Origin of the sequence: Sphingomonas ginsengisoli An et al. 2013, from assembly GCF_009363895.1 — a bacterium.
Lineage (GTDB): Bacteria > Pseudomonadota > Alphaproteobacteria > Sphingomonadales > Sphingomonadaceae > Sphingomicrobium > Sphingomicrobium ginsengisoli.
This window is the reverse complement of the sequence record NZ_CP045434.1, coordinates 3,008,816-3,021,369: the sequence shown is the minus strand read 5'-3', so window position 1 is coordinate 3,021,369 and position 12,554 is coordinate 3,008,816. Positions and strand designations below refer to the sequence as shown.

General features: G+C 66.5%; 14 protein-coding genes. 3 read left to right on the top strand and 11 right to left on the bottom strand.

Annotated features, from left to right (window positions below; genetic code table 11):
* Positions 1-97: 97 nt before the first annotated feature.
* Entirely contained in the window at positions 98-280 is a 183-nt protein-coding gene (locus GCU42_RS14805) for a hypothetical protein (RefSeq protein ID WP_114228795.1), read from the bottom strand.
* A gap of 247 nt (positions 281-527) precedes the next feature.
* Here GCU42_RS14805 and GCU42_RS14800 point away from each other — a divergent pair, with 247 nt between their 5' ends.
* On the top strand, positions 528-995 hold the full coding sequence (locus GCU42_RS14800) for a helix-turn-helix domain-containing protein (RefSeq protein ID WP_152569600.1): 468 nt from the start codon (positions 528-530) through the stop codon (positions 993-995).
* 13 nt (positions 996-1,008) lie between these two features.
* On the opposite strand, the gene GCU42_RS14795 is transcribed toward GCU42_RS14800, so the two are convergent.
* Positions 1,009-1,608: a CAP domain-containing protein gene (locus GCU42_RS14795; RefSeq protein ID WP_114228793.1), complete on the bottom strand. Its 600-nt coding sequence runs from the start codon at positions 1,606-1,608 to the stop codon at positions 1,009-1,011.
* On the opposite strand from GCU42_RS14795, the gene hemW reads away from it, so the two are divergent.
* Positions 1,607-2,791 (top strand): radical SAM family heme chaperone HemW, encoded by a 1,185-nt coding sequence (gene hemW, locus GCU42_RS14790; protein WP_114228792.1) that lies wholly within the window; start codon positions 1,607-1,609, stop codon positions 2,789-2,791. The genes GCU42_RS14795 and hemW overlap by 2 nt on opposite strands.
* 7 nt (positions 2,792-2,798) lie before the next feature.
* On the opposite strand, the gene GCU42_RS14785 is transcribed toward hemW, so the two are convergent.
* The 8 genes from GCU42_RS14785 to GCU42_RS14750 all read right to left on the bottom strand — a co-directional run bounded on the left by GCU42_RS14785 (position 2,799) and on the right by GCU42_RS14750 (position 10,776).
* Positions 2,799-3,122, bottom strand: coding sequence for a hypothetical protein (locus tag GCU42_RS14785; protein ID WP_114228791.1), 324 nt, complete (start codon positions 3,120-3,122; stop codon positions 2,799-2,801).
* A 69-nt stretch (positions 3,123-3,191) separates the two neighbouring features.
* On the bottom strand, positions 3,192-4,088 hold the full coding sequence (locus GCU42_RS14780; RefSeq protein WP_114228790.1) for a hypothetical protein: 897 nt from the start codon (positions 4,086-4,088) through the stop codon (positions 3,192-3,194).
* Between the two features lie 290 nt (positions 4,089-4,378).
* Positions 4,379-4,618, bottom strand: coding sequence for a hypothetical protein (locus tag GCU42_RS14775; RefSeq protein WP_114228789.1), 240 nt, complete (start codon positions 4,616-4,618; stop codon positions 4,379-4,381).
* A gap of 143 nt (positions 4,619-4,761) precedes the next feature.
* Entirely contained in the window at positions 4,762-5,892 is a 1,131-nt protein-coding gene (locus GCU42_RS14770) for a hypothetical protein (protein WP_152569599.1), read from the bottom strand.
* Positions 5,892-6,407 (bottom strand): DUF4365 domain-containing protein, encoded by a 516-nt coding sequence (locus GCU42_RS14765; RefSeq protein ID WP_162789329.1) that lies wholly within the window; start codon positions 6,405-6,407, stop codon positions 5,892-5,894. Before GCU42_RS14765 ends, GCU42_RS14770 begins: the two co-directional genes overlap by 1 nt.
* A 96-nt stretch (positions 6,408-6,503) precedes the next feature.
* Positions 6,504-9,542: an excinuclease ABC subunit UvrA gene (gene uvrA / locus GCU42_RS14760; RefSeq protein ID WP_114228787.1), complete on the bottom strand. Its 3,039-nt coding sequence runs from the start codon at positions 9,540-9,542 to the stop codon at positions 6,504-6,506.
* Positions 9,543-9,678: 136 nt separating this feature from the next.
* Positions 9,679-9,894 (bottom strand): hypothetical protein, encoded by a 216-nt coding sequence (locus tag GCU42_RS14755; protein ID WP_152569598.1) that lies wholly within the window; start codon positions 9,892-9,894, stop codon positions 9,679-9,681.
* Between the two features lie 144 nt (positions 9,895-10,038).
* Positions 10,039-10,776, bottom strand: a complete 738-nt coding sequence (locus GCU42_RS14750) for a Bax inhibitor-1/YccA family protein (protein WP_114228785.1) — start codon at positions 10,774-10,776, stop codon at positions 10,039-10,041.
* 123 nt (positions 10,777-10,899) lie between these two features.
* On the opposite strand from GCU42_RS14750, the gene thpR reads away from it, so the two are divergent.
* Complete coding sequence (gene thpR, locus GCU42_RS14745) at positions 10,900-11,433, top strand: RNA 2',3'-cyclic phosphodiesterase (protein ID WP_114228784.1); 534 nt, start codon at positions 10,900-10,902, stop codon at positions 11,431-11,433.
* Here the strand turns inward: thpR and GCU42_RS14740 are convergent.
* Positions 11,430-12,542 carry a penicillin-binding protein activator gene (locus GCU42_RS14740; protein ID WP_114228783.1) on the bottom strand — a complete coding sequence of 371 codons (1,113 nt, stop codon included), beginning with the start codon at positions 12,540-12,542 and terminating at the stop codon, positions 11,430-11,432. The genes thpR and GCU42_RS14740 overlap by 4 nt on opposite strands.
* Positions 12,543-12,554: the final 12 nt, after the last annotated feature.

Here is a 12,554-nt window from a genome sequence, read left to right as displayed (position 1 = left end):
GCTCAGGCCGCGAAGACCTACTCCATTTTGGTAGAAAGTCGGTGCCGATCTCGCAGGTGCGAGCGTGGCCCGCACCTTCTTCCGTGATCTGGCCCCGCTAGGCCGGCTGGCGCGGGATCTTGGCCTTCTTCGGCGTGGTGGCCTCGAGCAATTCGATACAGTCATTGAGCCGTGCGGCGAGAATGTCGTCGCCGATTTCTTCGTCGATAATCGCCAATGCCTGCCGCATCAGGTCGCGGGCCCGCCGGTGCGGATCGAGTTGGTGGTCGGCTGCGCTCACCTAAGTCGCCCTCACTGCTTCGGCCCATCCGCGATGGCGGCCATTTCGGTTTCACTCACCGGCCAGCGCAGCCGCAAAACCGCGAAACTGCAAGGCTTCGATAACCAAATGTCGGTCCAAATCGGACCCGATCGTCCCCTTACGCGCCTTTGAGGCGCGCGTTGCAACCTTTAGCAATAACGGCACGCATTTTTCCTTTCGTATGGGGATGCGCGTCAGGAGACCTTGCTCGGTCGGGACAACGAATATGAATATGGAGCTGGACGTCTACGCATCCGAATTGCGCCGCATCAGGGACACGGTCGACCGCCTGCTCGACGAACGGCTACGCGGCGAACCCCTCGACGGACCCAATAGCGCGCTGAGCAAATCGACGCTGGAGATTGCGAGCACGGTGAAGCGCATCCTCAAGTTCCGCGACCTCAGGATCGAGGTGTTCGACGCGCAGCTGTTCGCCGATCCCGCCTGGGACATGCTTCTCGAAATCTTCCTGTGCGACCTTACCCAGCAGCGTATCTCGGTGTCTGCGGCCTGCGCCGGCGGCCGCGTTCCGCCGACCACCGGGCTACGCTGGGCCAAGCTGCTCGAGAAGCGCGGCCTCATCAAACGCCGCAACGATCCGCTCGACAGCCGCCGGGTCCATCTCTCGCTGACCGAGGAGGCGTTCACCAAGATGCGCATCCTGATGGAGCACCGCCTCGCCGGCGTGACCTGACCCGCGCGCTAAACTAGCGCCCGCTCGCCAGCTGCACCGGCCCGTCCGGTCCCATCGCCAGCCCGTCCTTGTTGCCGGTCGGTGCATAGCGGCAGACGAGGTAATCGGTGGTCGCGCTCGAGGCGACCGCGCAGCCGATCTCGGTCGTCTTGGGCCACACGATCTGAGTCCAGTGCGCGACCGCTTCCCAGTCGCCCGTCGCGCTGACGTTGGGGAAGACGCCCGGCCGGAACAGCGCGCGCTCGTCGACCATCACCCCGATCATCACCTGATAATCGAACGCCCCGCGGGTCCCGCGCCACAGATTCTCGCCCATCAGCTTGCGCCGGCCGGGCGTCGGATCGTGGCGGTAGAGCCCGGTCGCCGCCATCTGCTCGGCATAGGTCCGCGTCGCGGTCGCCAGCCCCTCGTTCCAGGTCACCGGCGCGACCCCGAAGTCGGCGCGGGCGCGGTTGTGGAGCGCCAGCGCGGTCGCCCGCAGCAGCGCATCCCCGCGCGGGGCGGCCGCCGGCCAGTTGGCGCTCGGCCGCGCCGGCGTGACCGGCACCCAGGTCGCGGCCGACGCCGTGCATGGCGCGGGAAGGAACAGGAGGCTAAGCGCGGCGCGGATCATGACCCCGCCACTCTCCCCCCAATCGGTTAACGAATCCTCACCGGCAGCCCCCGGCGCGGCCCCGCTCGCGCTCTACATCCACTGGCCGTTCTGCGTTTCCAAATGCCCCTATTGCGACTTCAACAGCCATGTCCGGTCCGGGATCGACCAGCAGGCGTGGCGGGAGGCGCTGCTCGCTGACCTCGCTTACGAGGCTTCGCTTCTCCCCGGCCGACGCTTGGGCAGCATCTTCTTTGGCGGCGGCACGCCCTCGCTGATGGACCCGGCGACGGTCGCCGCGCTGATCGACGCCGCGCAGCGCCACTGGCCCGTCGCCGACGACCTCGAGGTCACGCTCGAAGCCAACCCGAGTTCGGTCGAGGCCGCCAACTTCGCCGACCTTGCCGCCGCCGGGGTCAACCGGGTCAGCCTCGGGCTCCAGTCGCTCGACGACCGCGCCCTCGCTTTCCTCGGCCGCGCCCATTCGAGTGCCGAGGCGCTCGCCGCGCTCGACACCGCGCAGGCGCAATTCGATCGGGTCAGCATCGATCTCATCTATGCGCTGCCCGAGCAGGCGCCCGCGCAGTGGGAAGCGATGCTAAACCGGGCGCTCAGCTTCGGTACCGGCCACCTCTCGCTCTACCAGCTGACGATCGAGCCGGGCACCAAGTTCGCCGCGCTCCACGCCGCCGGGCGCTTCACCCCGCTCGGCGAGGACGCGGCGGCCGACCTGTTCGAGCTCACCGCCGCGATGACCGAGGCCGCGGGCCGCCCCGCCTATGAGATCAGCAACCACGCCGCGGCGGGCCAAGAGAGCCGCCACAACCTCACCTACTGGCGCTATGGCGACTATGCGGGCGTCGGCCCCGGCGCGCACGGGCGGCGGGGGGGCTTGCGCACTGTCCGCCACAAGAAGCCCGAGAACTTCCTCGCCGCGCTCGCCCGCAACGGGCACGGCCTCAGCGAGGAAGAGGCGCTGGCGCCGCAGGAGGCCGCGCACGAGGCGCTGGTGATGGGCCTGCGTCTCGCCGAGGGGATCGACGTCGCCGCGCTCGAGCGGCGGTTCGGGCGCGCGCTGGTCGAGCCGGCGGCGGTCGAGCGGCTGGCCCGGCTCGGGCTGGTCGAGCGAAGCCGCGACCGCCTGCGGGTCACCCCCGCCGGCCGCCTGCTGCTCGACCGCATCCTCGCCGAGCTCGCCGCCTGACTTAGCCTTACGGGTTGCGGGCGGACCAGTTGCTCTTGGCGGTCTCGAGGAAGTCCTGCACCGCCATCGACGCGCCGTCGGCGGCCGACTTGCGCGAGGCGCCGTTGCGCATGTCCCAGCTGACCATCGCGTCGGTCAGCGCCGCTTCCTGCGCGGCGCACTGGGCGTGGATGTAGGCCGCGAACTTGTCGGCGGTGACCGCGGGCGGCTTGGCGCTGGCCGAAGCGGTCGCCAGGCAGGCGCGATAGGCCGCGCGGTTGCGGTCCATCACCGCGGGACTTGGGGCCGCCGCCGGGGCCCCTGCGAAAGCAAGCAGAAACAGCGAAATCATCAGCTTTTCTCCTCCCGTTTCGGGGAGAGAATGACTCTTATCGTTTGCTTTGAAAAGAGGCGGCGGGGGCTAGCCCGCCGCTGGCCGAGCGACCGCGCGGCGGGCGAAGCCGAAGGCCCCGCCGGTCCAGCGGATGGCCGGCGAAGTTTCCAAGTTTCCCTGGTTCGGGGGTGCGTTGGCCGCAAACTGTGCCGCAGGGAGACACGAAGTTTCCAAGTTTCCCTGGTGCGGGGGGTGGTCCGCCGCCGGCTGCGCCAACGCGGGCGGCGAGGCGGAGGCGAGGTCGAGCGGGCGCGCCGTCGCCGCCAAGCCGCGCTGGCGCTGCCAGCGGTCGACCTCGTCGATCGGAGCATAGTTGAACGGATCGCGGACGCGCAGCAGGTACATCAGCAGCCGGTCGTGGTGGACCGTGCGGTGGCCGACGACGTGGCCGTTCCAATAGACCTCGGTCTCGGTGCCGAAGCGGGCGCGATGGAAGGCGGTCTCGGCGAGCACCGCGACCGACTGCGCGAGCGCCGCGTCCCAAGCGGCGCGGAAAGCGGGCGCGCGGCGGTAGAGCTTGCGCGCCGACTGACGGGAGAGGCCGACCGAGGCGGCGGCTTCGAGCACCGAGCAGGTGTCGGCGAGCCGTTCGAGGAAGAGGGTGCGGCGGGCGAGCGTCCAGCCGTCCTCGCGCTGGTCATCGGGCACCTCGGCGCGGAGCAGGGCGCGCTCCTCGTCGTCGCGGTCCATTAGCTTGGGGAAGAGCTGGTCCTCGCGGTCGCAGATGGTCGGGCGCTTATTCTCCTCGGGCCCGTCGGGGCGCCAATTCTCCGCCTCGGCGATTTCGGCGAGGAGATTTTCCACGGTGTGGCGGGAGGGCTTGGGCTCCCACGGCGCGAGGCTGCCGTCGGGCTGGACCTGCATGTGGCAGCCGCGCTTCTGGTCCCACCAGGCGGTGCCGGGTTCCTTGTCGAGGTATCGCATCGACCAGGGTGGAGCAGGCGAAATCCTATTGTTCAAGGCCCCGAGCGCAACGAGCATGGCGCGCAGCGGCACGCACAGTAGCGCGAAGAGAGGCCGCGAACCGGCCGACAGGTGGGCGTCAGCCCAACCTGATCGACGTCACGGATTTACTCCGTGACGGCCTCCTTCGACGCGAAGTCCCAATTCGTCATGCCGGACCTGATCCGGCATCCCGCTTCTTTTTTGGGAAGGTGAAAAGGCAAGAAGCGGGACCCCGGATCAAGTCCGGGGTGACGCCCAGTAAGCGGCGGCTAGCCGGCGATGGCGGCGAGGTTGGGGACTTTGCCGGCGGCTTTCTTGCGGCCCATCGACCAGTTGGCCTGGAGCCGGACCTGCGGATTGGGGACGCACCACACCTCGCCGCCCTCGTCCATGCCGGTGACCCAGAGGAGGTCGAACTCTGGCCCATAGTCGATCACCGCAAACGCCATCCCGCTCCCGCGGTCGAGGACATGGACGGGCACGGGCGGATCGAGCTGGGTAAAGGCCATGGGTGAAGAACGGGTGGCGGGGGCGGCGCGTTCCCGGTGGGACTTTGGGCGGTGTGGCTTGAAGGCCATCGGGCCATCTCTCATCGCTGCGGCCGAATCTACCGTCCGAGCTGAAATCCGATTTGCATCGCGTGAAAGTTTGTTCAAGCCAGCGAGCCGCGACCTACAATTCTGAAGTCATGCGGCTCGTCCAGTCGATAGTGCCCACCACGAGAAGTAAGTGATCCATCTACCGCCAGATACACGTCAGACTTTCTCGCCATGGCTTCCATTATTGTCGAACGATCCGAGCGATCATATTTAATTCTGACTGGTCTTTCCTCGCCAAAAACTTCGGACTTGAGGACAATCACGCCGCTCACTTTGCCCCGCGGCTCGCTGATGTTAATAACTGTTCCACTCAGTGACATTTCTCGCTGGTGTTCTGGGGGTGTTAACTGATGTTCAATCTGACGGAGCCTCTTCACATCGTCATAGTGAAAAGTGCTAAGCGTGGGCCTCAATTGTTTGTTGTCTCGGAGTGTGGGAGCAATACTTAAGGTTACGTCGCCTACTGCTTCAACCATCCTTGCTAAGCCCGCACTGAAATTCGCAGTTATTCCCTTCGCTGTAAGCTCGGCGATTGTCATTTCTCCTGATCGAACAGCAGAATGCGTACCTCCCAATGCCGACGACATTCGCTCCGCGACCTTTGTACCGAAGCGGTCTGCGACCGTTGGGGGTAAGTCCAGTGCCACTCCATCGGCGGCAACTGGCATCAAAAGTGTCATGACGAAGCTGCCGACTTCCGTCTGTCCGACGCGCACCCCATCTAGATAACGACGAACAATGTCAGGCCTGCGACCACGTATCGTGCGGAGGTCATTGCTAGAGATTGCCACCACGGCTGATGAGTCAATTAAGGCGTAGCCGCCACGAAGCAAATCTATCGCCGCGTCGTACGCGAGAGTACTCTGCGTCTCACCCTCATTGGCGATGATACGAACTACCTCGTATCCAGCGTTTGCTATTTGCTTAAGCAAAAGTGGCGTGGGCAATTTAAGCTGACGAGAGAGGGCGTCGACTAGGTCTGAAACTCGCTTTTCATAATCGACCAGCTCACTTTGCGTCGGCAAAAGGACATTGTCTTCACGCCCAGCACGCTTCCTTGAGAACCTTTCGAGAAAGCTGCCCCATTGCTCGCGACGCTTGTACCCCGAGTTCTCCAAGTAGGCTTTGAGCGAACTAAGCGAGATGTCCGTGTTTGCGCTGATGTCTCTATTGAGGCGTTCCATCAGAAGCCTCCGTGATGTTGTTTGATACGTTCGAAACGTCGGGTCATGATATCTATCAAAGCCTCGGGGGTAAAAACCTGCGACTTTGGAAACTCGATACGCACCGTCGAGCCACTTTCCCTTTCTGGAGCGCCGTACAAGCTGGCCCAGTACGCACACCTTTTAAGCACTACTTGAGCAGCTGAAACCGATAGCCAATCGACAGACGATCTCGGTAGATCTAAAACAATTAAGATCTGAGCGTTGCCCACATTGGTGGCGCGAAGTCTATTATAATTGTTCACGGGAAGATCGAATTTGAATTTATCTCCAGCATCGATCAAATTTATTGTGGATTTCAGCTGAGCATCGATTTGCACGATCTCACCGTCTATGGGGCTGATGCTAACATCTCGCGATGTTCTATCGACCTTGATTTCGCAGACCTCGCACCCCGCTCTCGCTGCGACCAAAGTAACCACACCTAACGAGAGCCGCTCCTTGATGTCGGTCTCGGCAGTAGTGACAACGGACAAACACACCCCCATCTCGGCGGCTGCACGGTATACAAATGCGCTAGCCGCTCAATAGGGGCGATAACGTAAGCGAGTTTGCTGATCCAACACCCTTCCCTACTCCGCCGCGACAACTTCAACTTTCTTCCGACGAACCTTAGTTTTTAGGCCGACCCCGTCCCCAAACAAAGAGTCCCCTGCGCGCGCCGAAGCGCCAGCGCCATCCGCCGGAACCGCACGCTCCAGCAGCGGCTTCAGATAATGTCCCGTGAAGCTGCGCTTCTCCTGGACGACCTGCTCGGGCGTGCCTTGCGCGACGATCTCGCCGCCGTTGACGCCGCCGTCGGGGCCCAGGTCGAGGATCCAGTCGGCGGTCTTGATGACGTCGAGGTTGTGCTCGATCACCACCACGGTGTTGCCCTGCTCGACCAGCGCGTGGAGGACTTCGAGGAGCTTGCGGACGTCCTCGAAGTGGAGGCCGGTGGTGGGCTCGTCGAGGATGTAGAGGGTGCTGCCGGTGGCGCGGCGGCTCAATTCCTTGGCGAGCTTGACGCGCTGCGCCTCGCCGCCGCTCAAGGTGGTCGCCTGCTGGCCGACCTTGACGTAGCCCAGGCCCACCTCCTGCAGCATCGCCATCTTGTCGCGGATGCCGGGGACGGCCTTGAAGAACTCGACCGCGTCCTCGACCGTCATGTCGAGCACGTCGGCGATGCTCTTGCCCTTGAACTTCACCTCGAGCGTCTCGCGGTTGTAGCGCTGGCCGTGGCAGACGTCGCAGGTGACGTAGACGTCGGGGAGGAAGTGCATCTCGATCTTGAGCAGGCCGTCGCCGGTGCACGCCTCGCAGCGGCCGCCCTTGACGTTGAAGGAGAAGCGCCCGGGCTTGTAGCCGCGCTCCTGGCTTTCGGGGAGGCCGGCGAACCAGTCGCGGATCTGGGTGAAGGCGCCGGTGTAGGTGGCGGGGTTGGAGCGCGGGGTGCGGCCGATCGGCGACTGGTCGATGTCGATGACCTTGTCGAGCTGGTCGAGGCCGGTGACCTTGTCGTGCTTGCCCGCGAGGATGCGCGCGCCGTTCAGGTGGCGGGCGGCGGCGGCGTAGAGCGTGTCGATGGTGAAGCTCGACTTGCCCGAGCCCGAGACGCCGGTGACACAGGTGAAGGTGCCGAGCGGGATGGAGGCGGTGACCCCGCGCAAATTGTTGGCAGTGGCGTTGTGGACGGTGAGCTTCTTGCCGTTGCCCTTGCGGCGCTTGGCGCTGACCGGGATGGAGCGGCGGCCGCTGAGGTAGTCGGCGGTGAGTGACCCTTCCGTGGTGAGCAGGCCGGCGAGGTCGCCCGAATAGATGACGTCGCCGCCGCGCACGCCCGCGCCGGGGCCCATGTCGATGACATGGTCGGCGGTGCGGATCGCGTCCTCGTCATGCTCGACCACCAGCACGGTGTTGCCGAGGGATTTGAGGCGCTGGAGGGTCTCGAGCAGGCGGTCGTTGTCCTTCTGGTGGAGGCCGATCGAGGGCTCGTCGAGGACGTAGAGGACGCCGCTGAGGCCGGAGCCGATCTGTGACGCAAGACGGATGCGCTGGCTCTCGCCGCCTGACAAAGTGCCGCTGGTGCGGTCGAGGTGGAGATAGTCGAGCCCGACGTTGTGGAGGAAGCCGAGGCGCTCGTTGATCTCCTTGAGGATCGCGCGGGCGATTTCCTGCTGCTGGAGGGTCAGCTTGGGCTCCAAGGCGCCGAACCAGGCGTGGGCGTCGGCGACCGAGCGGCGGACGGCCATGCTGATGTCCTCGCCGGCGATCTTGACGCTCAATGCCTCGGGCTTGAGGCGGGCGCCGTGGCAGACCTCGCACGGGTGCGCGGCCTGGTAGCGGGAGAGCTCCTCCTTCATCCACGCGCTCTCGGTCTGGAGGAGGCGGCGGTTGAGATTGCCGATCACGCCCTCGAACGGCTTCTTGACCTCGTAGCTCTTCTTGCCGTCGATGAACTTCAAGACCACCGGCTTGCCGCCGGTGCCGTGGAGGATGACGCGGCGGTGCTCGTCGGCGAGTTCGGCCCACGGGGTCTGGAGGGTGAAGTCGTAGGCGCGGGCGAGGCTGGCCAGCACCTGCATGTAGTATGGCGAGGGCGGCTGGCTCTTGGCCCAGGGGACGACCGCGCCCTTGGCGGGGCTGAGCGCGTGATTGGGGACGACGAGGTCCTCGTCGAACTCCATCTTCTCGCCCAGCCCGTCGCAGCCCGGGCAGGCGCCCTGCGGGGCGTTGAAGGAAAACAGCCGCGGCTCGATCTCGGCGATGGTGAAGCCGCTCACGGGGCAGGCGAACTTTTCGGAAAAGCAGATGCGGCCGAGCGGGGCGTGGGTCGCCAACACGTTGCGCTCGGCGGCCTTTTCGAGGACCTCGGCGACGCCGGTGCGCTCGGTGCCCGGCGGGTCCTGGGGCGGATCGGCGGGGTCGAGGTAGGCGAGGCCTTCGGCGAGCTTGAGCGCGGTCTCGAAGCTGTCGGCGAGGCGGGTCTGGATGCCGTCGCGGACGACGATGCGGTCGACCACCACCTCGAGGTCGTGCTTGTACTTCTTGTCGAGCGCGGGGGCGTCGTCGATGTCGTAGAAGGTGCCGTCGATGCGGACGCGGGTGAAGCCCGCGCGCTGCCACTCGGCGAGTTCCTTGCGATACTCGCCTTTGCGGCCGCGGACGACGGGAGCGAGCAGAAAGTGGCGGCTGCCTTCGGGCAGGGCCATCACCCGGTCGACCATCTGGCTGACCTGCTGCGCCTCGATCGGTAGGCCAGTCGCGGGCGAGTAAGGCACGCCGACCCGCGCCCACAGCAGGCGCATATAGTCGTAGATTTCCGTCACGGTGGCGACCGTCGAGCGCGGGTTGCGCGAGGTCGTCTTCTGCTCGATCGAGATGGCGGGCGAGAGGCCGTCGATATGCTCGACATCGGGCTTCTGCATCATCTCGAGGAACTGGCGGGCGTAAGCCGAGAGCGACTCGACGTAGCGGCGCTGCCCCTCGGCATAGATGGTGTCGAAGGCGAGCGAGGATTTGCCCGAGCCCGACAGGCCGGTGATCACCGTCAGCGCGTCGCGCGGGATGTCGACCGAGACGTCCTTGAGGTTGTGCTCCTTGGCGCCACGAACCGAGATATGAGTCAGCATGAAGTGAGTTTGTTCCCAATTCGTTCCGGAGGCAATCCCTCGACGCCGCTCGGGACGAGCGGGCGCGCGAGTGAAGCGACGAAATGGGCATTGCACGCCGAAAGGCAAGGCGAGCGAGCGACTTAGGCGCCTACCGCTAGACCGGCGGCAGCACCGTCACCCGCGCCCCCTTGCCCCGGCAGCGGCCGCAGCGCAGCCGCGCCTCCGCCGCCTCGAACCCGCAGACGCCAAGCAGTTGCACGACCTGTGCCCCGCCGAGCGTTCGCGCCGCCGCGCAATGCGGGCAATCGATCCGGATCGCGGCGTTGAAGCGGACGAGGTCGGCAGTGGTGCGGATGTGCTTGGCGGACATGACGCGGGCATAACGCGCCTGGAACATAACAGGAACATGGAGTCGGACGAAAAGCTGTGGATGGCTCCGGTCGCGCCCACGCAAAAGGGCCCGGCGGATCGCTCCGCCGGGCCCTCGTTGCCGTCCGAAATCCGGGGCGATGCCTTAGCGGCGGTCGCCCATGAAGCTCAGCAGGAACTGGAACATGTTGATGAAGTCCAGGTAGAGCGTCAGCGCGCCCAGCACGGCCGACTTGCCGACCATGTCGCTACCCGCGACCTGGGCGTAGATGCTCTTGATCTTCTGCGTGTCGTAGGCGGTGAGGCCCGCGAACAGCAGCACGCCGACCGCGCTGATCACCATGCTCAACGCATCCGAACGGATGAACAGGTTAAGCAGCATGACCACGATCAGCCCGACCACACCCATGATCAGGAAGGTGCCGAAACCCGACAGGTCCTTCTTGGTCGAATAGCCCCACAGCGACAGCCCGAGGAACGCCGCCGCGGTGGCGAAGAAGGTCTGGGCGATGCTGGTGCCGCTGTAGATCAGCGGGATGACCGACATCGACACGCCCATCACCGCCGCGAACGCCCAGTAGAACGCCTGGGTCGCGCCGGTCGACATGCGCTGGATGCTTGCGCCCATGATCATGATCATGATCAGCGGGGCGAAGATGAACACCCAGCGGAGGATGCCGCCGTTGAAGAAGATGGCTTGCGCGAAGCCGCTCGCGGCCAGCGCATAGGCGACGATGCCGGTCAGCAGCACACCCGACGCCATGTAATTGTAAACGCTCAGCATGTAGGACCGCAGGCCCACGTCGCGGGCGGCACGCGGGACACCCACCGTGGCGGCGGGTTGCGCGGCGGTCGTCGTGCGCGGGTCAGACCAGTTCGACATTGTCTCTCCTTTTCCGGGGGGCCTCGACGACACTCCCCGAGCAGACACCTATATCGGGCTTTGCTTGAGCCTCTTCAAGCGAAAGTGATGACCCGCTCCGGAACAGCTTGTTAAGAAGAGGCCATGCACCGTCTGTTCCTTGCCGTGCGACCGCCGGCAGCGATCCGCGACGCCGCGCTCGACCTGATGGACGACGGGCTGCCGGTCCGTTGGCAGGAGGAGGACCAGCTCCACCTTACCCTGCGCTTCATCGGCGAGGTCGAACGGCCGATGGCCGAGGATCTGGCCGCCGCACTGGCGGCTTTCCGCTTCGCGGCGTTCGAGATCGCGTTGGCCGGGGTCGGTCGTTTCGCCAGGCGGCGGGGCGGCGCGCTATGGGCCGGAGTCGCGCCGAAGGAGCCGCTGGCCGCCCTCGCCGCCCGCCTCGACCGGCTGTGCCAGGGCGTCGGCCTCACTCCCGAGCACCGCGCCTACCACCCTCACCTCACACTCGCCCGCTGGAGCGGCGCCGAGCCGCCGGCGGTCGTGGCATGGCTCGAACGCCACGCCGCCTTCGCCAGCTCGTCGTGGACTGCCGACCGCGTCACCCTGTTCGAGAGCCACCTGACCCGCGCCGGCGCGCGCTACGAAACCGTGCTCGAGGTGGGCGCGGACTAGAAGTGACCGGGGGCCGGCGAGACGAGCTGGCTGCCGGTGGCGGTGACCTGGCGCACCTCGAGGCCGCGCTCGGCGACTCCTGAGCGGGTGAAGCGGAACACGCCGTCGACCCCGACGAAGCCTTCGTCGTCGGTCAGGCTGCGCAGCGGGAAGCGACGACCGGGCGCCCACTGGCGCGCGGCGCGGACGGTCAGCAGCACGCTATCGTAGCCGAGGCTGGCAAGCCGCGGCGGGACCGCGCCGAAGCGCGCCTTGTAGCGGCTGGCGAACTGGCCGAAGCGGCTATCCAAGGGCGCCGCGAACAGCGCGCCGCGGAGGCGCGGCACGCGACCGAGCGCGCGCTCGCCGGCCCACAGGTCGGGCCCGAGGATGCGCGCCCCCGGGGCGACTGCCGGAGCGAGCGCCGCGGCGGTGCGGCCATCGTCGACGATCAGCAGCGCGTCATAGCCGGCGGCGTTGAGGCGACGCAGCCCAGCGCGCGCTTCCGCCAGCGTGGCGTAGCGGGCGAGGCCGGTCAGGCGCCCGCCGCTCTGCCCGACGGCGCGGTCGAGCCCCTCGCTGGCGCGCTCGCCATAGGTGGTTTGCGGGACCAGCGCGGCGAAGCGGCTGACGCCCTGCCGGCGCGCTTCGCCGATCACGCGCGCCACCGCCTGGCCGGGGACGACGCCGAGGATGAAGGTTCCGTTCCCCGCCGCCCGCTCGTCGTTGCTGAAGGCGAGCACCGGCACCCCCGCCCGCCCGGCGAGCGGGGCGACGGTCCGCACCTGGTCGCCGAGCAGCGGGCCGAGGATGAGCCCGGCGCCGCTCGCCAGAGCACGCTGCGCGGCGGCCGACGCCCCGGCTTCGGCGGTGTTGTAGACGGTGAGGTCGAGCGCGTCGCCGCCGCTGTCGGCCAGCGCGAGGCGCGCCGCATTGGCGATCCCCTGCCCGACCGCGGCGTCGGGGCCGCTGGTCGGAACTAGCACCGCGACCCGATTACGGGCCCCGCCGGGACCGGGACCTTCCGGACGCAAGCCTGGCCCGCCCGAACAGCCGGCGAGCAGCAGCGCGGCGAACGAGGCGGTTAGGACGGCGCGGCGGGCTTGCCGCCGTGGGCTGGAGGGTGTCATCAGGCGAGCTTC